Origin of the sequence: Tropicimonas sediminicola, assembly GCF_900188335.1 — a bacterium.
Classification (GTDB): Bacteria; Pseudomonadota; Alphaproteobacteria; order Rhodobacterales; family Rhodobacteraceae; genus Tropicimonas; species Tropicimonas sediminicola.
The window spans coordinates 132,051-154,388 of record NZ_FZOY01000005.1 but is presented as its reverse complement, the minus strand read 5'-3'; the positions used below and the strand labels follow the sequence as shown (position 1 = coordinate 154,388).

Genomic DNA, 22,338 nt, shown 5'->3' with positions numbered 1-22,338 from the left:
CCCTGTTCTTCCTCCTAGCCGGAGCACCGACATGTCGGCCAGCTTTCTGTTGCGGCGTCTCGCCTACCTGGCGCTGACGGCCTTCCTTGTCTCGCTGATCGTCTTCGGCGTGACGCAGCTTCTGCCTGCGAACGCCGCGACGATGATCCTGGGTGAATACGCCACCCCCGAAGCGCTGGCAGCGCTGAACGAAAGGCTGGGCCTCGACCAGCCGGCCATCGTCCAGTACGGAAACTGGCTCGGCAACGCGATCCAGGGCGATTTCGGCGTCTCGCTGCGCACAAGCCAGCCGGTCGGGCCCAGTATCATGGCCGCGTTCGGGCGCTCCGCCATGCTGGCAGCACTGTCTCTGACGCTTGTCTGCCTGATCGCGATTCCGCTTGGTGTCGTAGCCGGCACCCGCCGAGGTGGACCGGCCGACCTCGGCCTGTCGGTGGTCAGCTACCTCGGCGTCTCGCTGCCCGAGTTCGTGCTGGCGACGCTGCTGCTGGCCCGGCTGGCGGGGCCGTCCGTGGGGCTGTTCCCCGCGTCGGGCTACACGCCGTTCTCCGAAGACCCGGTGGCCGCGCTGCGCCACATGGCGCTCCCGGTCATCACGCTGGCGGTGATCCTGACCGCCCACATCAGCCGCATGGTCCGGTCGGAGATGGTCGACACCCTGCAGAGCGACTTCGTTCGCGCGGCCCGCCTGCGCGGCCTGTCGAAGCGGCAGGTGATCTACAACCACGCGCTGCGCAACTCGATGCTGCCCGCGATCACCGTGATCGCGCTCGACGTGGGATACCTGATCGGCGGGGTGATCGTCGTCGAAGAGGTCTTTGCCTTCCCCGGCATCGGGCGGCAGCTGATCCTGGCGATCCAGAACCGCGACCTGCCGATGCTTCAGGCCGGCGCGCTCATCATGGCGCTGACCTATGCGTTGGCCAACCTCGCGGCCGACCTCGCCTATGCCGCGCTCGACAAGAGGATCCAGTACAAATGAAGACTCTTCGGGCCCTGCTTCGCAACCCGCAGGGCGCGGCCGGGCTGGCGCTCTGCGCGCTGGTGATGTTCGCCGCCCTGTTCGGACCCGCCCTCGCCCCCAAGGACCCGGAGGCGTTCAATTTCGGCGCCCGTTTCGCAGGGCCGTCCGCCGAGTTCCCCCTCGGCACCGACTGGTACGGGCGCGACCTTCTCAGCCGGATCCTGGTCGGTGCGCAATCCACCGTGCTGCTGGCGCTGCTGGCAACGTTCATCGGCACCGCGGCCGGAGCTCTGATCGGCGTCGTCTCGGGCTATCTCGGCGGCGTTGTGGACGAGATCCTGATGCGCCTGACCGACGCGCTCATGGCGATCCCCTCGCTTCTGTTTGCCCTGATGATCCTGGCCGCGCTCGGCTCGTCGGCACTGAACGCGGTGCTGGCCATCGGCATCGCCTTCACGCCAGGCATGGCGCGCATCGCACGCTCGGTGACGCTTCAGGTGCGCAGCTTCGACTACGTGGCGGCCGCCAAGGCGCGGGGCGAAAGCCTCGCCTGGATCGTCGGGGCCGAGATCCTGCCCAACACCATCGCTCCCGTCATCGTCGAGGGCACAATCCGCGTTGCCTTCGCCATCATGACGCTCGCCACGCTGTCCTTCCTCGGTCTCGGCGCACAGCCACCCGCCCCGGAATGGGGCCTGATGATCGCCGAAGCGCGCGACCACCTGTTCCGAAGCCCCTGGCCCGTGGCCGTGCCCGGCGCGGCCATCGCCATCGTCGCGATCGGCTTCAACCTGCTGGGCGACGGGCTGCGGGACGTCCTGAACCCCCGGACCGGAGACCACGCATGACCCCCGCTCTCAGTCTCCGAGACTATGCGCTGCATTACGATACGCCCACGGGACCGGTGCGCATCCTCGACGGCATCTCGCTGGATATCGGACGGGGAGAGGTGCTGGGGCTGGTCGGTGAAAGCGGCTCTGCCAAGTCCTCGCTGGCGAACGCGGTGATCCGCGACCTGCCCGGCAAGGTTCACGCCGAACACGGGACGATCACGCTGGCCGGCGACGACATCACCGCCTTGCCCGAGGCCGAGCTGGGCGCCCTGCGCGGGCGGCGCATCGCGATGGTGTTCCAGAACGCCGCCACCACGCTGGACCCGGTGCAGACCCTCGGCGATCACCTGCTGGAGACACTGGGCCGGCACACCGGGCTTGCCCCCGCCGCGCGCCGCGACCGTGCGCTCGAGCTGCTCGGCATGGTCGGCCTGCCCGACCCCGCCGCGATGATGGCGCGCTACCCGCACGAGGTTTCGGGAGGCGAGAAGCAGCGCGTGGTGCTGGCCCTCGCCTTCGGCTGCGAGCCGGAGCTGATCCTGTTCGACGAGCCCACATCGGCGCTGGACGCGACCACGGCGGCCACGCTTCTGGACCTGTTCCGCGACCTCCAGGCCCGCACCGGCGTATCGGCGCTGTTCATCAGCCACGACCTTGGCACCGTTGCCGAGATCGCGCACCGCGTCGCCGTGATCTACGGCGGCCGCATCGTCGAGGAAGGCCCCACCGAGGCGATCTTCGCCGGGCCGAAACATCCCTATACCCAGGCGCTTCTGGCAAGCCTGCCGCGCCCGTCCGACCGGCTGGAGGGGCGGGGCCTTGCCACCAGCGGCGCGCGGCCCGCACCACGCCGGGGCGAGATGCCGCCCTGCCTGTTCTCGGCCTCCTGCCCGCATCACGACCCCTCGGTCTGTGACGTGCAGCGGGTCCATCCTTCCCACGTGGAAGATCGCCAGATCGCTTGTGCCCGCGTCGCGCGGGGCGAAACGCTGCCCGCCCCGCAGGCCCCTGCCCCGCTGCAATCGCCGCGGGGAGAGACCGCCCTGCTGGAAGCGAGGGGCCTGTCCGTGACGTATGGCCGGACGGCGCTGGTCGATCGGCTGCGCGGCAGGGCAACGCCACAGGTGCGCGCGGTGCGCGACGTGAGTTTCCGGCTGAACCGGGGCGAGACGCTGGCGCTGGTCGGCGAATCCGGCTGTGGCAAGTCCTCGCTGGCGCGCGCACTCTCGGGCCTCCAGGGATTCACCGGCGAAACAATGCTGGCGGGAACCCCCACCGCGCCGGACAGCGCGGCCTGGCGGGCGAGGGTGCAGACCATCTTCCAGAACCCCGACAGCTCGCTCAACCCGCGCCACACGCTGGCCACCATCCTCGGCCGCCCGCTGAAGCTCTTCCGACCCGAGGTCGACAGGCCCGCCGAGATCGCCCGGCTGCTCGAACGGGTGCACCTGCCCGCCGACTATGCCACGCGCTACCCGCACCAGCTTTCCGGCGGCGAGAAGCAGCGCGTCGCCATCGCCCGCGCACTTGCCGCCGAGCCGGACGTGATCATCTGCGACGAGATTACCTCGGGCCTCGATGCCGCCGTGCAGGCGGCCATCGTGCGGCTTCTGCGGGAGATCCAGGCGACCACCGGCGCGGCGCTGGTGTTCATCACCCACGACCTCGGGATCCTGCGCCACATCGCGGACCGCCTGGCGGTGATGTACCTGGGCGAGATGGTCGAGACCTGCGAAATAGCCGCGCTCGACGCCGCTCCGTGGCATCCCTACACCGAGGCGCTGCTGTCCTCGTCCCACTCGGTCGATCCGGGCAGCGACACCCGCCGCGTGCGCCTGCAGGGTAGCCTGCCCAAGCGCACCGAGGACGTGTCCGGCTGTCCCTTCGCCAGCCGCTGCCCCCGCCATATCGGGCCCGATTGCGACAGCAGCCGCCCGCCCCTGCGCGCGCCCGAACCGGGCCACGACATCCTTTGCCATCTTTCCGACGCGGCGCTGAACGCGGTTCCGCCGATCTGGCAGTTCAAGACCTCCGACACGACAAGGACGACCCAATGACCCCCGAAGACCTGATCGCCACCGTCGACGAAGACGCCTGCCTGTCCCGGCTTGCGGACATGGTGCAGCGCAAGAGCTATTCCGAGACAGATGGCGAGCGCGCTCTGGCCGAGCATATGCACGGGGTACTTCAGAGCCTCGGGCTGGACTCGGAACTGCAACCGGTCGAGGGCCAGAGAGTCAACGCGATCGGCACACTGAGGGGCAGCGGCGGAGGACACAGCCTGCTGTTCAATGGCCATCTCGACACCAACCCCGTGACGACCGGCTGGACGGTCGATCCATGGGGCGGGGTGATCGACGACGAGTTCATCTACGGCATCGGCGTCTCCAACATGAAGGCGGGGGACGCCGCCTATCTCTGCGCGGTCGAGACGATCCTGAAGGCAGGGATGAAGCCCAAGGGCGACGTGATCCTCTCCTTCGTGATCGGCGAGCTTCAGGGCGGGATCGGCACCGTGCGGATGCTGGAACAGGGAGTGCGTGCGGACTACTTCGTCAATTCCGAACCCACCGACATCCAGGCGATGACGCTGCACTCCGGCGCGTTCTCATACCAGATCGACCTGACAGGCAACACGCGCCATGTCTCGAAACGGGCCGAGGCCTGCGACGCCCTCGCCGCCGCCGCCGCGCTGGTGCCGCGGATCAACGCGATGACCTTCACCGGGGCCGAAACGGCCGACCACAAGGCGGTCAACCGGGGCCATGTCGGCGTGCTGCGCGCGGGCCTGGGCGATGAGTTCCACGAATGGCGCCCGCCGCAGGTCGCCGACCGTGCCCGCATCCTCGGCACCTGCCGCTACGCGCCCTCGCAAACCGTCGAGTCGGTCCTGGAGGACATGCGCGTGCTTCTGCGTGCGCTGGAACTGGAATATCCCGGGCTGAAATGGTCGCTCGGCAGCTATGACCAGCGCAAGAACAAGCCGCAGATGCCGCCCTTCGAGGTGGCCCGCGATTCCGCCATCGTCCAGGCGGTGAACGCCGCCTACCAGACGGTGCGCGGCATGCCGCAGCCGACCGGCCCGATCGCGCCCTCGTGCTTCTTCGGCACCGACGCCGCGCACCTGGCGGCGGCCGGTATCGAGGGCGTCGTGTGCGGACCGGGAGGCGAGTTCAACACCATGCCCGACGAACGTGTGCGCAAGAGCCAGTTCATCGACTGCGTGAAGATCTACATCCTCACCATCGCCGGGATCTGCGGGCTGGAACCGGCGGCATGACCGGCATCCCGGCCCCCTTCGCCACCCGCGTCGAGACGCTGCGTGCGGCCATGCGGCAGGCGGGGGCCGGGCTTTTCCTGTGCGACCACGCCGAGATGCTGCACTGGCTGACCGGCTTCACCATCTCGGAAACTTTCTATCGCAGCTGTGTCCTGCCGCTGGAAGGCGATCCGGTTTGGATCCTGCGCGCCATCGACGAGGTCCCCTGCCGCGCCGCGACGTGGGTGCCAGAGGTCGAGACCTATGCCGACCACGAGGACGCTCACGCTGCCGTGGCCTCGGTCCTGCGGCGCTTCGGGGCAGCGCGGATCGGGGCGGATTTCACCTCGTTCGGGTTCACGGTCCATACTCGCGACCGGCTGGCCGAACTGCTTCCCGACGCCGAATGGGTGAACCTGCACGAGGTCTCGAACCGCATCCGCGACGTGAAGGACGCCGGCGAAATCGCCCTGATCGCGTGCGCGGCCGGCATTGCCGACGGGGCAATGGCCGCCATCGCGCGGGGCATCGCCCCGGACATGCGGGCGCGCGACGCCTCGGCGATCGGGGCACAACACTACCTGCGGAACGGCGCAGACGATTACTGGGTTGGCCCCATCTCGATCGCCCGGCGCGCCGCGCAGACCCAGGGTCACGGCATGGGCTTCCTGCACGCAACCTTCACCGAGGACCGCCTGAGTGATGGCGACATCCTGCATGTCGAGCTGGTACCGCGCGTGCAGCTGTACTCCGCGCGGTTCATGCGGTCGATCAGTCTCGGGGCGCCCTCGGCGGAGAATGCCGAGGTGATGGCCCGCATGGCCGCTCTCCAGGACGCGCAGTTCGCAGCGATCCGCCCCGGCGTGGCCGCCCGCGACGCCGACGCGCTCCTGCGCGAGGGAATGCTGCGGGAAGGGCTGCGCGACAGCTATCCCAACATCACCGGCTATCAGCTCGGCATCTACGCCAAGACACCCCGTTCCTCGGAAACCATGGTCAGCCTGCACCCTGGCGCCGACTGGCGGTTCCGCGAATGGCAGGTGTTTCACCTCTACACGACCGCGCGGGGCCTGGCCTTGTCCGAGACCGTCGTGGTTGCTGCGGACGGCTGTCATCGCCTGACCAGCACCGACCGGCGGATCCTTGTGGCCGGGGAATAGCCGCCGGCTAGACCGGCCCGGGATGCCGCGTGCTTCCGGATGATCCGGTGGCAGGCTTCGCAGCGGTCAGGCCATCGGCCTCCGGCGTGAATTGCCGCGCCGGCGCGAGACACCCCGAGCGCCGGGCAATCCCGGTCAGACCGACACGATGCGGGCCGCCGCCGGGTCGAAGCCGATGTGCACCCGGTCTCCTTTCTGGAACGGGTTGGCGTCGGGCACCGTGACCGCAAAGATCTCCCCGAGGGCGGTGGTAAGCGTGTATTGCACCTGGTTGCCGAGATAGGCCGCATAGCTCACCTCGGCGGGCAACGTATCCGCAGCCGCCTCGCGCGTCAGGCGCAGTTGGTGTGGGCGCAGGACGAGGTTGGCTTGACCGGTCGTCGCGAAGGCGGTGGGCAAGGCCATCTGCCGGCCGTCGACCACGATATCGACCGTCTCTCCGGCACGGGTCACGTCGACCGGAAGGAGGTTCGCGTCGCCGATGAAATCGGCGATGAAGGCAGAATTCGGACGTTCGTACAGGTCCGCCGGAGTGCCTTCCTGTGCGATCTCGGCGTTCTTCATCACGATGATGCGGTCGGAGACGGCCATCGCCTCTTCCTGGTCGTGGGTGACGTAGATCGCGGTGAGCTTCAGCCGTTGCTGGATCTCGCGGATCTCCTCGCGCACATGCCGGCGCAGCTTTGCGTCCAGGTTCGAAAGCGGCTCGTCGAGCAGCAACACTTCCGGCTCGAGCACGATCGCACGCGCCACCGCCACGCGCTGTTGCTGCCCGCCCGACAACTCCGACGGCAAGCGGTCGCCAAAGCCTTCGAGCCCGACCATTGCCAACCCCTCCTCGACCCGCGGGCGCACTTCGCTCTTGGGCATGCGTTTGACCGTGAGGCCGTAGCCGACATTCTCCGCGACCGTCATGTGCGGGAAGAGCGCGTAGGATTGGAACACCATCGACACCTTGCGGTAGGTCGCCGACAGGTGGGTGACGTCCTCGCCTCCGATGAAGATGCGCCCCGAGGTGGGGGGCTCCAGCCCGGCGACGAGCCTCAGCGTCGTGGTCTTGCCGCATCCCGAGGGCCCGAGGAGCGTGACCAGCGTGCCGGGCGCAATGTCGAGATCGAGCGGCTTCAGGGCGACGACGTCGTCGAAATGCTTCGTGACGCCTTCAAAACGGACGGATCCCTTGGTCATTGGGCACTCCTAATGGGCTTCGATGCGATCCGCCCGGCGCAGGGTGCGCCGGCCGATCACGAGTTGCATGGCGATGATGACGGTGAGCATCGTGACGATCAGCACCGAGGCATAGGCGATGGCGATGCCGTATTCGCCGTTCTCAACCCGGCCGACGATGAAGCTCGTCGCCATGTTGTGACGGGCGGAAACGAGGAAGATCACCGCCGAGACCGACGTGATGGCGCGCACGAAACTGTAGGTCAGCGCCGCAAGGATGGCCGGTCCCATCAGCGGCAGGATCACCCGGCGCAGGGTCGTCGCGGAATTCGCGCCGAGCATGATCGAGGCCTCGTCGAGCGACCGGTCGAGCTGGCTCATCGCGGCAATGCCGCCGCGCACACCGACCGGCATGTTGCGGAAGATGAACACGATGATCAGGATCAGCCCGGTGCCGGTGAGCTCGATAGGCGGGAAGTTGAACGCCATGATGTAAGCCACGCCGATCACCGTTCCGGGGATCGCGAAGGAGAGCATGGTCGAGAACTCGAAGGCATCCTTGCCGGTGAACTTCTGGCGCACCAGCAGATAGGCCGTGGCCAGCCCGACGGCGGCGGTCAGCGGGGCCGCTATGGCCGAGATCGTCAGCGTCGTGAAATAGCTGTCCCAGGCCGCCCCGGTGAAATGCACCCCGTTTCGGACCACGATCTTGAAGCCGCGCAGGTAGTGCTCGAACGTGAAGGTGTGGTCATACCCCCAGAGCTTCACGAAGGAGCCGAAGATGATCAGCGCGTAGAGCACCATGGTGAAGAATGCCCAGGGGAGCGCCAGCAGGTAGGCGGTCCACCTCAGCACCGGGTTCAGCGCGGCGTGGCGGCCGGAATCGGCCTTGCCGGTGACGGTCGCGTAGTTCTTCTTTCCGACCCAGAAGCGTTGCGCGAGGAAGGCCGTCAGCGTGAAGGTCAGGAGCGTGATCGACAGGATCGCCGCCTGCGCCGGGTCGGCGATCGTGCCGACGATGGCGAAATAGATCTCGGTCGAGAGCACGTTGAAATTGCCCCCCAGCACCAGCGGGTTGCCGAAATCGGCAATCGACTCGATGAAGCCGAGCAGGAAGGCGTTTGCCAGCCCCGGGCGCATCAGCGGGAAGGAGACATAGCGGAAGGTCTGCCAGCGGTTGGCGTCGAGCGTCTGGCTCGCCTCCTCCATCGACGGGCTCACCCCCTCCACCACGCCGATCAGCACGAGGAAGGCGATGGGCGTGAACGACAGCATCTGGGCCAGCCAGACACCATGGAAGCCATAGAGCCAGCGGGTCTTTTCCCAGCCGAACGCCCAGGAGAAGAACTCGGTGATGGTGCCGGCGCGACCGAACAGAAGGATCAGCGCAAGGCCGATGACGAACGGCGGGGTGATGATGGGCAGCACCGTCAGGACGCGCAGGAGCTTCTTTGCCCGGAAGTCGGTGCGCGTGAAGATCAGCGCGAACATCAGCCCCATGATCGTGGTGCCCGCGGCGGTCGAGAGCCCGAGCAGGAAAGAGTTGATTGCCGGGCCGCAGCTGCCGCCGCCGGTGATGCAGCCGATGCCCCAAATGTTGGATGAGAGGAAACGCGGCAGGAATTCCCCGAAACCCAGGCCGCCACCGCCCTTGAGCTCGAAGGCCCGCACGAGAATGAAGGTGAGCGGGAAGAACACGAAGATCGCCACCAGCGCGACGATCGCACCGACAAGGCCGGTGACGAAAGCATCGCCCCGTCCCTTGCCGAGCCCGGAAATGCCGGTCGTGGCGATGAACAGGAGCGCCGCGGCCGTCACGAAGGCCCCCGCGCCGATGCCCGGGTTCTCCGCCTCCCACACGCCGTAACGGGTGCCGATCAGGAGCGCCTGACCCATCAGTAGGGCCAGCCCGGCGGTGCCGGACGCAAAGAGTCCGCGCGCCGTGGCAAGCTGGCTGCGGGCGAGCCCGAGCGAAAGCGCCGCCCCGACAAAGCCGAGAGCGGGCAGCCAGAGCCAGGGCTTGCCGGTCAGGGCCGCACCAAGCGCCGATATGTTCGTGCCGGACATGTCGGCGAGCCATCCGAACCGCCAGAAGCCGCCCTCCGTCAGGTACCAGGGCAGCAGGGCCCAGCCAATCACGCCCACCACCAGCCAGAACACCGCAATGCGCTTCATGCCACCGCTCCCCCGTAGCGCCAGCCCCGCGCGTGGCGGGGCCGGTCATTTCATGCTTGCTGGAAGATCACTCTTCGACGACGCCGCCGGCGCCTTTGACTTCCGCTTCCCAGCGGTCGAGCAGGCGGGCGCGCGTGTCGGACGCACCGTAGGTGGCGAAGTCGTAGTCGATGAGCTTCACGGCCGCCATGTCGGGGGCGTCGGGATCGGTGCTCGCGTCGGGGTTCGACGGGATGTTGAAGACCCCCACTTCAAGCCCGGCCGATTGCGCCGGCGCCGAGATCACGTATTCGACCCACTTCTTGGCGGAGTCCATGTTGGGCGTGCCATTGATGATGGACACCGCGCCGACCTCGTACCCGGTGCCTTCGCAGGGTGCCACGATCTCTACCGGGAAGCCCTGCTTCTTGAGGTTCACCATGTCATGCATGAAGCCGATGCCGATGGTGTTCTCGCCCCGTGCGGTGGCCTTGCCCGGCGCGGAGCCGGACTTGGTGTACTGGTTCACGTTTCGGCCGATATCGGCGAGAAGCTTGAAGCCCTCGTCCTCTCCAAAGAGCTGAACCAGCGTCGCCAGTTCGGTGTAGGCCGTGCCCGAGGACTTCGGGTTCGCCACCTGGATCTCGCCTTCGTATTCGGGCTTGGCGAGGTCGCGCCAGCAGGCCGGCGGTTCGAGGCCCTTCTCGGCCAGAACCTCGGTGTTGTAGATGATGCCGAGCAGGCCAACGTGAACGCCGACGGCCTTGCCACCCGACATCTCGGTCATGCTCTGCGACCAGCCGAGCTGGCCGGAAACATCAACCCCGGAGGGCACGGTCAGGTCTTCGGAGGCGGCGATCAGGTGGGGATCGCCGGTGCCACCCCACCAGACATCGACCTTGGGATTGCCCGCTTCGGCACGGATCTGGGCGAGCGTTTCACCGGTGGACTTGCGCACGATGGCAACGTCGATACCGGTTTCGATCTCGAAGTTCTGTGCCATGAGATCGCACCAGGCCTGTTCGTTCGAACAGACCACGTTGAGCGACTGCGCCATGGCGGTCGAGGCACCGAGGCCCGCGGTCAGCACCACGGCACCGAGTGTGAGTGTCTTGTTCATGTCGTCCTCCCAGACTTGCCGCGCAGTCCTCCACTGCACGGTCTTGGGAAGTCTCGCATCAAGCCGGACACCGGGCGAGCGATGTGAGCGATATCAACTCGCAATGCGCCGGGTTTTTGATGAACAATGTTACAAACCGGAGCCAAGGGGATGACGATGGCCACAGGCTCGGCGCATGTTGGCAACCGTATCGTCAAGCGCACGGGAGGCGCATGACAACGATGGCGGACCCCCGGGGCAAGCGGCCAGTGATCGCGGTGATAGACGATGACGCCAACCTGCGGCGCACCGTGGCGGCTTTGCTGTCCGAAAGCGGTTTCGAGGCGGTTCCCCTGGCCGATGGCGCCGCATTTCACGCTCGCGGACCGGAGCCCGGTGTCGATCTTGCACTGATCGACCTTCGGCTCGCAAACGAGAACGGGCTCGACCTCGCGATCGCCCTGCGCCGGCGGCACGGGCTTCCGATCGTCATGCTCACCGGGCGCGGAGACGAGGCCGATCGGATCGAAGGGCTCGAAACAGGGGCCGACGACTACATGATGAAACCGTTCAACCCGCGCGAACTGATCGCGCGCATCCGGGCGGTTCTCAGGCGGGCGGGGCATCCCGGCATGGACGCTCCCAACCGCGATGCCGAGCGCCTGATCGCCTTCGGCGGGCTCCGGCTGGATCGCGACCGGCGCGACCTTGTCGACGCGGATGGCTCCGAGATCGCGCTGACCAACGCCGAGTACCGGCTGCTGGAATACCTGGTGCTGAACCCGGGCCGGGTGATCCCGCGCCCCGAACTTATGGCGGAACTCGGGGCCGACCTGAGCCACTACGGGGACCGCACCATCGACGTGCTGATCCTGCGGCTGCGACGCAAGATCGAGCCCGTGCCCTCCAAGCCCGTCCACCTGCAGACACGGCGCGGCCAGGGCTACTTCTTCGTGATCGGGTCCGCGCGATGAAACGGATCTCGGTCAGGGCGCGCCTGCTGTTCGCTCTTGCCGCGCTCACCCTCGCCACCTTTCTTGTCGGGGCAATCGCATGGGCAGCGCTCGAGCGCACGACGACCCGCGTCGACCGGTTGCACGGTGACACGCTCTCCGCCGTCGACGCGGCGATGACCCTGTCGCGTCGGGCCGCAGGCATCGCGACGAATGCCCCATACCTGCTGCTGCTCGACAGCCCGTTTCGCATCGCCCAGGAAGGGGATGCAACGGTCGAGGTGATCGACGCCATTGCGGCCGGGCTTGCCGACGGCGACGACCTCGCCGCCACGCTTGCCGACATGCGCGCCGCGACGCTCGAAATGGTTGCCCATTTGCAGGCGCGCGCCGGCTATCGCGACCAGACCCTGCGCACCAATGCGGCCCTGGCCAGGGCCGAGCGGCGCTATGCGCAACTGGCAGCCAGCACGGACACGCCGCTCTCGGAGCGGCAGGACTGGTTCACGCTGCAAAGGGTCGCCGATGTCCTGCTTGGCGCGGGGCGGGCGGAAAACCTGATCGGCGTCGGGGAGTTCCAGCGCGCCTACCACGGATTGCGGCGCGTCGCGAATGGGGACGGCCTGCGGGACGGCCAGGGCGATCTGGCCCAGTTGGTGGCCCTCGCGGAAGGACGCGAAGGACTGTTCGAACTGCGTCGGCTGGAGCTCATGCATCAGATCGGTGCGCAGGGTGCGCTGGTCCGGGTCCGGCGCGGCGCGGCGGCGGTCATCGCCCATGCCGAAGCGGTCACGGCCGAGGCTCAGGCCGCGATTGCCGCCGAGCGCATCGACACCATCAGCGCAATCGCTCTGCAAAAGAGCACCATCCTGATTGCCGTCCTCGCCTCGGCGGCCCTTGCGTTGACCGCCGCGCTCTATGTGTCCGGCTATGTCACCGGCAACCTGCGTGCCGTTTCGGACGCGATGATGCGTCTGGCCGCCGGCGACCGCTCCCTGCGCCTTCCCCGCGGCGAGGGGGCGGGCGACGAGATCGGCAAGCTGTTCCACGCCTTCAGGACCTTCCGAGCCAACGCGATCCGCCTGGACCGCTCCAACCGCCGCCTCGCCGACCGCAATGCGCTCTTCGAAAGCATGATGAGCAGCATCACCGACGGCGTCGCAATCCTGTCGGACAACGGCGCGATCGTTGCCCGGAACGAGCGCCTTTCGGAGGTCCTCCGGCTCGATCCCACGGATGACGGCAGGCGCGTCGGCCTCGACGAGCTGGTCGCCCGGGGCGGTTGGGAAGAGATGCCGGGGCCCGCCGGGAGCAGAATGCTCGCCACGGCCGATGGTCACTACGCGCTGCGTCGTGAAAGCCCCTTGCCGGGCGGCGGCGCCGTGGTGCTGATTGCCGACATTACCGAACAGCGGCAGATTGACGACCGGATGCAGCAGATCCGCCGGATCGAGGCCCTCGGCAAGGTGACAGGCGAGGTCGCGCATGATTTCGGCAACATCCTCTCGACCATCAACGGCAGCCTGCACCTGATGGAGACGGCGCCGCCCGAAACGCAGCGGGAACTTGTCGGCTCCATCGCGAACGCCGCCGAGATCGGAACGTCGTTGGTTCAACGCCTGCTGGCCTTCGCCCGGAGGCAGAAGCTCGTGCCCGAGGTGGTCGAGCTCAACGCATTGATCGACGGCATGGCCGACCTCGTGGCGATGGCCCTCAGGGACGAGATCACGCTTGAAACGAGAGGGGCACCGGAACCGATCGAAGTGCGCGTAGACCCGGGGCAACTCGAGAGCGCCCTGCTCAACCTGTGCCTGAACTCGGCCCAGGCCATAGATGGTGCGGGATCCATCACGATCTCGCTCGCCGCCGACGGAGACCGGGCGGTGATCGAGGTTTCCGATACCGGATGCGGCATGAGCGCCGAGACCGTCGAACATGCGATGGAGCCGTTCTATACCGCGCGTGCCGACGGAACCGGCACCGGACTCGGCTTCGCCATGGTCTACGGCTTCATCAGCCAGTCCGGCGGCGAGGTCGGCATACACTCGACCCTTGGCGAGGGGACGACAGTGCGCATGATCCTGCCCCGCGCCAAGCCGGTGGAGGCACCGAACACGGGGTGGAAGCGTGTCCTTCTGGTCGAGGACGACCCGGAGGACCTCGCAGCGGCCCGCGCGCTGCTGAGGGATCACGCGGCCGAGCTGATCGAGGAGACAACGGCCGAAGAGGCGCTGGCACGGCTCGAAGACCAGCCGTTCGATCTCGTCGTCTCCGACCTGTCGCTTGGCGGCATACCGGACGGTTGGCGCATTGCATCCGTCGCGCTGTCCACTGGCGCAGCCCGCGCAGTCGCGATCGTTTCCGGGCGCCTCCCGGCGCACACGCCCTTCGACGGGCAATATGGCTCGGCACTCGTGACGCTTGCCAAGCCGTTCGACATTGCAGCCTTGCGTGCTGCCCTGGAAAGAGAAGACAGAGATGACCAAGCCTGATGCGAAGGCGGTGATTTTCGATTGCGACGGGACATTGGCGCTGACGGCGACCCTGCATTTCGACGCCTTCAATGCCGCGCTGGCCCTTCAGGGCGCCTGTATGGACCGCGCATGGTACGAAGCGCGCAAGGGCCTCGACCGGAACGACCTGATCGCCGCATTCTCGGAGGAGCACGACGGCGCGCTGGACACGGCGCGCCTTGTCGCCGACAGCCGGAGGATCACGGTGGAACGCGCCGAACGGACCGCGGTCGAGAATCCGCCGGTCGCGGCGCTGGCGCGACGGCTCAAGGGCATGCTGCCGATTGCGGTCGGATCGAACGCGGAAACCGAGGTCGTCCGCGCCATCCTGCGCGGAGCGGGACTGGATCACCTGTTCGACGTGGTGATCACCGTGGTCGAAGCGCAGGTGCCGAAACCCGACCCCGCCATTTTCCTCCTCGCTGCAGAAAGACTCGCGGTCAAACCATGCGATTGCCTCGTACTGGAGGATTCCGAACAGGGCCTGCAGGCCGCGATCGCTGCCGGCATGAAGGTGCTCGACGTCCGGCGCAACGATGCCCTGTCTCGGATCGAGACCTGGCGAGACGAGGCGCGACCTGTTGCGCGCCGCGTTCCCTGACGATCCTGCGCGGAAGGCCAGCGCAGAGGCGCAACCTCAACCAACAACCACGGACGGCGCGCCATGTCGCTCCTTCCGTGTCACGGCCATACCGCACATCGATCAGCGGCGACCGTCAATCGGCTGTCCATCCGCCGTCGATCAGCAGCGCCGTGCCGGTCACCATCGAGGCCGCATCCGATGCCAGGAAGACGACGCCGCCCATTATGTCCTCGATCTCGCCAACGCGCCCGAGCTTGATCTTGTCTTCGATCCAGGCGCTGCGCTCGGGGTTCTCCAGGGTCTGGGCGGCAAGTGGCGTCCTGATGAAGGTCGGGCAGAGCGTGTTGATCCGGATGCCATGCTGGCCCCATTCAATGGCCATGGATTTCACCATGCCCTCCAACCCATGCTTGCTCGCCGCATAGACGGTACGTTCGATGCCACCGACATGGCCCATCTGGCTGGAGATATGGATGATCGAACCCGGCTTGCCCGCCGCGATCATCGCACGGGCCGCGGCGGCGGAGAGGAAATGCGCGGCGCGCAGGTTGGTTGCCATCACCGCATCGTAATCGGCGGCGCTGGTTTGCAACGCGGGCGCATGCCGGGCGAGACCGGCGGAGTTGACGACGATGTCAAACGCCGCGCGCTCCGAAAACACCGCGTCCAACACCTCCGGACTGGAGACGTCGAGGACCTGCGCCTCTGCGGAGCAGCCATCCTCGCGCAAGGCGTCGACGACCTCCTGCAGGCGCCCGGCTCCCCGCGCCGCGCAAACGACATGCGCCCCCGCCTGCGCCAGCGCCGCCGCGCATCCCAGCCCGATCCCCGAGGATGCCCCCGTGACGAGCGCAGTTCTTCCGTCCAGCCGGAAACTTGGAGTTCTGGGTAGTCGCATCAAGCCGTCCCGTTCCTGTCAGCGTAGGGTTCGATGCCGGGCCGGCTCCCGTCAGGCCGGGCCGGCATCTGGATCTCACTCCGCGGCTTCGCGGTAGGGCGCGGCTTCGCCGTAGGGCACGTTGATGCCCCCGTAGCGACGCACCCGAACGTTGCATTGCTCGGCATGGCCAACGAAGCCTTCCAGCATGCACAGCCGCGAGCCGTATTCGCCGATCATCGTCGCCGCCTCGTCCGTCAGGACCTTCTGGTAGCTGTGCGTCTTGAGATATTTGCCGACCCAGAGCCCGCCGGTATAGCGACCCGCTTTCTTGGTCGGCAAGGTGTGGTTGGTGCCGATCACCTTGTCGCCGTTGGCCACGTTGGTCCGCGGGCCGAGGAACAGGGCGCCGTAGCAGGTCATCTTCTCCAGGAACCAGTCGTCGCGGTCCGTCATCACCTGGACGTGCTCGGAGGCGATGTCGTCGGCCACGGCCAGCATCTCGTCATAGGTGCCGCACAGGATGACCTCGCCGTAATCCTCCCAGCTCACCTTCGCTGTGTTGGCCGTCGGCAGGATCTCAAGCAGCCGGTCGACCTCCGCGAGCGTGGCTTCCGCCAGCTTGCGCGAGTTCGTCACCAGCACGGCCGGCGAGTTGTAGCCATGCTCGGCCTGCCCAAGCAGGTCCGTCGCACAGAGCTCGGCATCGACGGTATCGTCGGCGATCACCATGGTCTCCGTCGGGCCGGCAAAGAGGTCGATACCGACGCGCCCGAAAAGCTGGCGCTTCGCCTCGGCGACAAAGGCATTTCCCGGGCCGACCAGCAGGTGAACCGGATCGATCGTCTCGGTCCCGATCGCCATTGCGCCGATCGCCTGGATTCCGCCGAGAACATAGATTTCGTGCGCGCCGCCGATATGCATCGCCGCGATCACCGCCGGGTTCGGCTCTCCGTTGAAGGGCGGGGTACAGGCGATGATGCGCGGCACGCCGGCCACCGACGCCGTCGCAACCGACATGTGCGCGGAGGCGACCATGGGGAACTTGCCGCCCGGCACGTAGCAGCCGACCGATTGCACGGGGATGTTCTTGTGGCCGAGGATCACACCCGGCAGCGTCTCGACCTCGACATCCAGCATCGAATCCCGCTGTGCCTGGGCGAACTTGCGGACCTGTTCGTTTGCGAAACGAATGTCCGCCATCTCGCGATCCGAAACCTTGGCGATGATCTCCTCGATCTCCGCGTCGGAAAGCCGGAAAGACGGCGGCGAGTAGCTGTCGAACTTTTCCGACAGCTCGCGCACCGCCGCATCGCCCCGCGCCTCGATATCCTTGAGCGTCGCCTCCACAACCGCGCGTGTCCTGGCGTCGTCTTCCGCCCGGTCGGCTTCAGGCTTGCCGCGCTTGAGATACTCGATGGTCATCTTGCAGATCCTTTCGATGAGGTCGCAGACCCGAAAACCGCTTCGCGCATCTGCGCGACGCCCCGGGTCATCAATGTGTGGTCAGAGCCGATCACGAACAGGCTGCCGCCAGCCCGCCGCCACGGCGCTACGTCTTCGTTCGGTGCACAATAGAGGCCGGTCGCCGCGCCCTTGGCTCCGAGGATCTCGGCGCAGCGGTCGGCGGTTTCACGCGCGAAGAAATCCCGCAGCCCGTAGGACACGGAGAGATCCGCGCGCCCCACGAACAGGGCGTCCACGCCGTCGACAGAAGCGATGGACCGGAAGTTTTCATACCCCTCCGGGTCCTCGATCTGGCAGATCAGCGAGACCTCCCCGGCCGTCCGGTCGAAATGCTCCTGCAACCCCCGCCGGGCGTAGTCCGCCGCGCGGGTCGTGCCTGCAAAGCCCCGTCCGCCGGGTCCGTAGCGCACGGCCTTCGCCAGCGCCGCCGCCTGTTCGGCCGTACAGACATGGGGCACCATGACCCCCGCTGCGCCGCTGTCGAGCACTCCGAGGATCGTCTCGGGGTCCCCCTTCGGCACCCGCACCAGGATCGGGCAACCTGCGGCCCGACCGGCGATCATGGCCGTATCGATCGCCTCGCGGTCGAACGGGGCGTGTTCTGCGTCGATCACCATGAAATCCAGGCCGCTCTGGCCGAGGATCTCGATGATGATCGGCTGCGGGGTCTTCACGAAGACGCCGAGCATCTCCTGTCCGGCGGAGAGCCGGGCCTTGAAGTCCGAATTGACGGTCATCTCAGGTCTCCGAAACGGGGATCGGGACGGGTTGGGGCTTCTGGCCGCGGGAGAGCAGCCAGAACATCACGAGCACCAGCACACCGGCGATGGTCGCAGGCCATTGCGGGATCAGGAGCAGGACCACCGGAACGAGCCACAGGACCCAGGAATGGCGGTGGAAGATCGGTTGCGCGGCAAAGAACGCGGCAACGGCGAGCGTGAAGCCGACCCCGGACAGGATGGCCATCGCGATCTCCACCGCGGACCCCTGCAACAGCAGACCGGGATAGATGAGCATCAGCATCGGAATGGCGTAGGCCGTTCCGCCGAGGCGCAGCGATTGACCGGCAACCTCCATCCAGTTCGTCTTTGCCACGGTCGCAGCCACGAAGACGGCGACGCAGACCGGCGGCGTGATGACGGAAAGCACGGCATAGTAGAGCACGAAGAGGTGCACGGTGACCGGGTCCAGACCCTGCTGGATCAGCACCGGCGCGAAGACCGCGGCGACCAGCACATAGGCGGCGGACGTCGGCAGCCCCATGCCGGCAATCAGGCAGACGCCCGCCATGATCAGCGCGATGACGACCAGGTTCCCGTTGGCCAGCTCCAGGATCGAGGAGGTCACGGCGACCCCGACACCCGTGAGGTTCACGATTGCCACGAAGACCTGTGCCGCAACCAGGAGGATTCCGACGATCACGACGCCCTTGCCGCCGTCCTCCAGCGCGCGAAGCAGCGTGAAAACGATCTCCTTGAGCGATCCGCCCGATGTGAGCGTGGCAACCGCATAGGCTCCGACGATGCCGATCATGCCGTAGCAGGCCGTCAGCTGGATCGAATTGCCGTTGACGATACCGAACGCAAGGCCGGCCACACCGGCAAGGATCGGCCCCATGCGCCGCCAGTTCAGTGCATCGTGCCAGTCGGGCAATTCCCCCTGGTCTACCGCCCCGAGGCTCGTGCGGCGCGCAATCAGGTGCACTGTCGAGAAGACCCCGAGATAGAACAGGATGGCCGGCAGGAACGCGACAACCGCGATGGTCCAGTAGTTCACGCCCACCAGTTCGGCCATGACGAAGGCGGCCGTGCCCATGATCGGCGGCGCCAGTTGGCCACCTGTGGAGGCAACCGCCTCGACCGCTCCGGCAAAGGGGGCCGGGTAGCGCAGGCGCTTCATCAGAGGGATGGTGAAGTTGCCGGTCGTCGCGATATTGGCGACCGAGGAGCCCGAGATCGAGCCGAACAGGCCGGAGGCGATGGTCGCGATCTTGGCCGCGCCGCCCGGGCTTTTGCCACCCGCCCGCGCGCTGAGATCGAAGAAGGTCTGCCCCGCACCCGTATGCAGCAGCAGCGCGCCGAACAGGATGAAGGCGGCTAGCGTGGTCGAGGCGATCGACACGAGCATCCCCCAGAGCCCGCGGTCGGACAGGAAGATGACCTCGGAGAGGTAGTAGATATCGAATCCGCGATGGCCGAACGGCCCGGAGATCCGGTCGCCGAACAAGGCGTAGAGCACGACGGTGGCAACGATCAGCGGAAAGACAAAGGACGCGCTGCGACGCGCCATCTCCAGGATGATCAGCAACGTGCCGAAGCCGAGCACGACGTCGATATCCTCCGCGAAGGGAAGGTCGACCATGATCCGCTCGAAATGGACCACGATATAACCGGCGGAGATCGCGACGAACGCAGCGGCGGCGAAGTCGAGAACGGCCCCGATCGGGCGCCAGCTCTTCCCCGCTCCCAGCGGGAACAGCAACACGCCGAGGCAGGTGATCAGCGCCACGAAGACGGCGCGTTGGATCAGCGTCTCGAAGGCGCCGAAGAAAGAGGTGTAGAAAACGAAAAGCCCGATGCCCACTGCCAGCGTTGCGGTGGCCAGCTCCCACCGGGACATCGGGGCCGTGGCTTCTGCCGCCATGTCGGACATGTTGGCCATGATTTGTCCTCCCAAGGATCGGACCCCTGCCGGCTTGTGGACCGGCAGGAGTCATGTCGGGTTACTTGAGGGTGTCCGGCACGGTCAGGCCGATTTCCTCGAAGTAGCGGATCGCACCCGGGTGCAGCTTGGATGTCGCGTATTGCAGCGTCAGCTCCGCCAGGTTCTGACCGGCGACATTGGGGAAGGCCGTTGCCTGCTCGGTCGTGTCCTCCATCACCGCCTTGACGATGTTGTAGGCGGTATCTTCCGGCAGGTCGGGGCGGGCGGAGACGCCGATCATGAAGCCCCAGGTCGTGTAGGGGCCGGAGTTCTCCATCTCGCCGCCGGGCATCTCGACGACCGACAGCTCAGGCAGTTCGGAACGGATCTTCGCCGTCTGCTCCTCGGTCAGGCCGAGCACCTGAACCGGGGTAAAGGTGGCGATATCCGTGGTCAGGGCGTCGAACTTGGTTCCGACAGCCGATTTGATGAAGCCTATGGCCCGGTCGTCCTTGATCGCGGCGGCCAGTTCACCGTTGGACCCGCGCACCCAGTCGGGCTCGATTCCGAGCGTGCTCATCACGTCCTGCGAGGTTGCCTCGGTCGAGCTGCCGCGCTGGCCGGGACCGAAACGCTTGCCGTCGAGTTCCGCGATCGCGTCGACGCCTGCATCCCTGCGCACAACGACGTTCTGCGGCGCCAGCGAATAGGCCCAGAGAAGCTTGGAGTCGATCGGGGTGCCGTCAAAGGTCTTGATGCCTTCGTTGGCGTGATACAGCGCGCTGGTGGTGATCAGGCCGATATCGAGCTGGCCGCGCGCCATGCGCTTGAGGTTGTCGACCGTCGCGCCGGTTTCGACGACCGAGGCCTGGTAGTCCTCGTTGGCGTTGTTCACGACCTTCGCGATCGCCGCGAAATACGCGTAATGCGCGCTCTGGGCATTGGTCGATCCGAATGCCAGCCGCTCTTCGGCAGCCGCCGCGATCGGCGCGAGCGCAACAGCCAGACCCAGGGTGGCGGTTTTGATGAATGTAGTCACAGGCGTCTCCTCCGAAATCGACGTCCCGACCGTTGAAACAGGCTTGGACGTCATTGGGAGTGGGACTACCAGTTCCGATGATCAGTGCAATTTTTCTGCAGACGCGAATGAAATTTTCATACGCCTAGCCACTGTCCCGAACAATCAACTCACCACGGATCATGCGCACGGTGCCGGCGCTGTCCGGGTCCGCGAGCGAATCCTCTATCAACCCGAGCGTGTTGCGGATCATGGCCCCGATCTTCTGGCGGACCGTGGTCAAACGGTAGGAGGACCAAGACGCCATCGGCACATCGTCGAACCCGACGATCGCGACGTCTTTTCCAGGCAGGAGCCCAGCCGACTTGGCCGAATCGATTGCCGCGATCGCCGTGATGTCATTGGCGCAGAACACGCCGTCCGGCCGCCGTGCATCCCGAAACAACAGGTCGGCGAACTCCAGGGATTTCGTATAGTCGTAGTTTCCTGTCCCCTCGTATGCCACGTCGAGACCTGCTCCTTCCAGCGCATCGTAGAAACCGCGCCGTCTTTCGAGATGGGTCGACGTGTCCTTGATGCCGCCGATGAAAGCGAGCCGTTCACACCCCTTGTTTTTCAAGTGTTCCGCGATCACCCGTCCACCGTTGTAATTGTCGGCGCAAACCGCGCTGAGGCTGGCATCGGCCTGCACACGATTGAACAACACCACCGGAATGCCGCGCGCCTGGCACTCCCTGGCGAGCCTCGAGGACATGTTGGCGGACGTGACCACGACGGCATCCGATTGAACGCGGAACACCTGAGGCATCACGGAATCCACGGTGGCGTCCTTGGGGACCGTGTGGACCAGCAAGTCATACCCGACGGCGGCGAATTCGGTCGCGAAACGCTCGAGGATCGTAGGGTAGAAAGGGTTGGTGATATCGCCGACGACGAGCGAGATCATGCGGTTCCGAACCTTTTGCGGCGCTCGTACACGCGGCGGCACGTACCCCATCTCACGCGCCGCCTCCAGAATGCGCGCCCGCAAGTCCGAGGCAATCGGCGCATCGGGCCTGAACGCGCGCGAAACCGCCGCTGTCGAAGTCTGACAGCGGAGCGCAACCTGTTTCGCCGAAACCTTCATCGAATGGGCGCTGAAATTTTCATGAAATCGGGATAGCAGATCGCCTGGCAGGGCACAACAGACGCGCCACGATCAAAGCCCTTGCGACCAGGCCGTCCCAATACCCGAGAGAACTGTTCGCGGAGCACTGATCCGAACCGAGCTCCGATGCCAGGCGCATTTCCGGAAAGGGGGGAGGAGCGACAGGATACGGAGGAAACGGGTCACCGACGCATCGGAGCCCGGCGCTCCCCGGACTCATCCTGCGAGAACCTGATCTCGAGATCAAACGGTAGCCAGAACGCGGCGAACCCACCTGAAGGGTTCGTCACATATCCCAACCACCCGTACGAGGCAGCACTATGTGAAGGATGGTGAGCCGTACAGGATTCGAACCTGTGACCCACTGATTAAAAGTCAGTTGCTCTACCAACTGAGCTAACGGCCCATCCGAGGCCCGGTGATTAGGAAACCTCGGCGGTGGGGTCAAGCAAAAAAGTTCCGCCTCTTCAAAACTTCCGCAAGGCCGCGTATATCGCGGCC

At 66.4% G+C, this 22,338-nt stretch carries 17 protein-coding genes and 1 tRNA gene; 8 read left to right on the top strand and 10 right to left on the bottom strand.

The genetic code is table 11. The features are described from left to right. The first annotated feature begins 31 nt into the window (after positions 1–31). Genes CHB86_RS14205 through CHB86_RS14185 form a run of 5 tightly spaced genes read left to right on the top strand, consistent with a single transcriptional unit; the run spans position 32 to position 6,216 of the window. On the top strand, positions 32–982 hold the full coding sequence (locus tag CHB86_RS14205) for an ABC transporter permease (RefSeq protein WP_089233723.1): 951 nt from the start codon (positions 32–34) through the stop codon (positions 980–982). Next, on the top strand, positions 979–1,812 hold the full coding sequence (locus CHB86_RS14200) for an ABC transporter permease (protein WP_089233722.1): 834 nt from the start codon (positions 979–981) through the stop codon (positions 1,810–1,812). Before CHB86_RS14205 ends, CHB86_RS14200 begins: the two co-directional genes overlap by 4 nt. After that, positions 1,809–3,854 carry a dipeptide ABC transporter ATP-binding protein gene (locus tag CHB86_RS14195; RefSeq protein ID WP_089233721.1) on the top strand — a complete coding sequence of 682 codons (2,046 nt, stop codon included), beginning with the start codon at positions 1,809–1,811 and terminating at the stop codon, positions 3,852–3,854. Before CHB86_RS14200 ends, CHB86_RS14195 begins: the two co-directional genes overlap by 4 nt. Continuing rightward, a complete protein-coding gene (locus CHB86_RS14190) occupies positions 3,851–5,077 on the top strand; it encodes a M20 family metallopeptidase (protein WP_089233720.1) in 1,227 nt (408 codons plus the stop codon). Before CHB86_RS14195 ends, CHB86_RS14190 begins: the two co-directional genes overlap by 4 nt. Then, positions 5,074–6,216, top strand: coding sequence for a M24 family metallopeptidase (locus tag CHB86_RS14185; protein WP_089233719.1), 1,143 nt, complete (start codon positions 5,074–5,076; stop codon positions 6,214–6,216). The genes CHB86_RS14190 and CHB86_RS14185 overlap by 4 nt, the downstream gene beginning before the upstream one ends. A gap of 135 nt (positions 6,217–6,351) precedes the next feature. Here the strand turns inward: CHB86_RS14185 and CHB86_RS14180 are convergent, their stop codons facing one another. The 3 genes from CHB86_RS14180 to CHB86_RS14170 form a co-directional block, all read right to left on the bottom strand. Continuing rightward, positions 6,352–7,404 carry an ABC transporter ATP-binding protein gene (locus CHB86_RS14180; protein ID WP_089233718.1) on the bottom strand — a complete coding sequence of 351 codons (1,053 nt, stop codon included), beginning with the start codon at positions 7,402–7,404 and terminating at the stop codon, positions 6,352–6,354. Positions 7,405–7,413: 9 nt separating this feature from the next. Next, the gene (locus tag CHB86_RS14175) at positions 7,414–9,558 is read right to left on the bottom strand and encodes an ABC transporter permease (RefSeq protein WP_089233717.1); all 2,145 of its coding nucleotides are present in this window, start codon (positions 9,556–9,558) and stop codon (positions 7,414–7,416) included. 67 nt (positions 9,559–9,625) lie between these two features. Next, the gene (locus tag CHB86_RS14170; RefSeq protein ID WP_089233716.1) at positions 9,626–10,657 is read right to left on the bottom strand and encodes an ABC transporter substrate-binding protein; all 1,032 of its coding nucleotides are present in this window, start codon (positions 10,655–10,657) and stop codon (positions 9,626–9,628) included. A gap of 221 nt (positions 10,658–10,878) precedes the next feature. Between CHB86_RS14170 and CHB86_RS14165 the strand changes: the two genes are divergently transcribed. The 3 genes from CHB86_RS14165 to CHB86_RS14155 are packed head-to-tail and all read left to right on the top strand — an operon-like array spanning position 10,879 to position 14,703. Beyond that, on the top strand, positions 10,879–11,610 hold the full coding sequence (locus CHB86_RS14165) for a response regulator transcription factor (protein WP_089233932.1): 732 nt from the start codon (positions 10,879–10,881) through the stop codon (positions 11,608–11,610). Further along, on the top strand, positions 11,607–14,081 hold the full coding sequence (locus CHB86_RS14160; protein ID WP_089233715.1) for an ATP-binding protein: 2,475 nt from the start codon (positions 11,607–11,609) through the stop codon (positions 14,079–14,081). The genes CHB86_RS14165 and CHB86_RS14160 overlap by 4 nt, the downstream gene beginning before the upstream one ends. Then, positions 14,068–14,703 carry an HAD family hydrolase gene (locus tag CHB86_RS14155; protein WP_089233714.1) on the top strand — a complete coding sequence of 212 codons (636 nt, stop codon included), beginning with the start codon at positions 14,068–14,070 and terminating at the stop codon, positions 14,701–14,703. The genes CHB86_RS14160 and CHB86_RS14155 overlap by 14 nt, the downstream gene beginning before the upstream one ends. Before the next feature lie 115 nt (positions 14,704–14,818). Here the strand turns inward: CHB86_RS14155 and CHB86_RS14150 are convergent, their stop codons facing one another. The 7 genes from CHB86_RS14150 to CHB86_RS14120 all read right to left on the bottom strand — a co-directional run bounded on the left by CHB86_RS14150 (position 14,819) and on the right by CHB86_RS14120 (position 22,243). Next, positions 14,819–15,583 (bottom strand): SDR family NAD(P)-dependent oxidoreductase, encoded by a 765-nt coding sequence (locus CHB86_RS14150; RefSeq protein ID WP_089233713.1) that lies wholly within the window; start codon positions 15,581–15,583, stop codon positions 14,819–14,821. Between the two features lie 75 nt (positions 15,584–15,658). Then, positions 15,659–16,987, bottom strand: a complete 1,329-nt coding sequence (hisD, locus tag CHB86_RS14145; protein WP_089233712.1) for a histidinol dehydrogenase — start codon at positions 16,985–16,987, stop codon at positions 15,659–15,661. After that, positions 16,984–17,766 (bottom strand): HpcH/HpaI aldolase family protein, encoded by a 783-nt coding sequence (locus CHB86_RS14140; RefSeq protein ID WP_089233711.1) that lies wholly within the window; start codon positions 17,764–17,766, stop codon positions 16,984–16,986. The genes hisD and CHB86_RS14140 overlap by 4 nt, the downstream gene beginning before the upstream one ends. Before the next feature lies 1 nt (position 17,767). Beyond that, positions 17,768–19,690 (bottom strand): TRAP transporter permease, encoded by a 1,923-nt coding sequence (locus tag CHB86_RS14135; RefSeq protein WP_245837965.1) that lies wholly within the window; start codon positions 19,688–19,690, stop codon positions 17,768–17,770. Positions 19,691–19,751: 61 nt separating this feature from the next. Next, the gene (locus CHB86_RS14130; protein ID WP_245837963.1) at positions 19,752–20,711 is read right to left on the bottom strand and encodes a TAXI family TRAP transporter solute-binding subunit; all 960 of its coding nucleotides are present in this window, start codon (positions 20,709–20,711) and stop codon (positions 19,752–19,754) included. Positions 20,712–20,835: 124 nt separating this feature from the next. Then, positions 20,836–21,816: a LacI family DNA-binding transcriptional regulator gene (locus CHB86_RS14125; RefSeq protein WP_089233709.1), complete on the bottom strand. Its 981-nt coding sequence runs from the start codon at positions 21,814–21,816 to the stop codon at positions 20,836–20,838. Positions 21,817–22,167: 351 nt separating this feature from the next. Beyond that, positions 22,168–22,243, bottom strand: a tRNA-Lys gene (locus tag CHB86_RS14120). Positions 22,244–22,338: the final 95 nt, after the last annotated feature.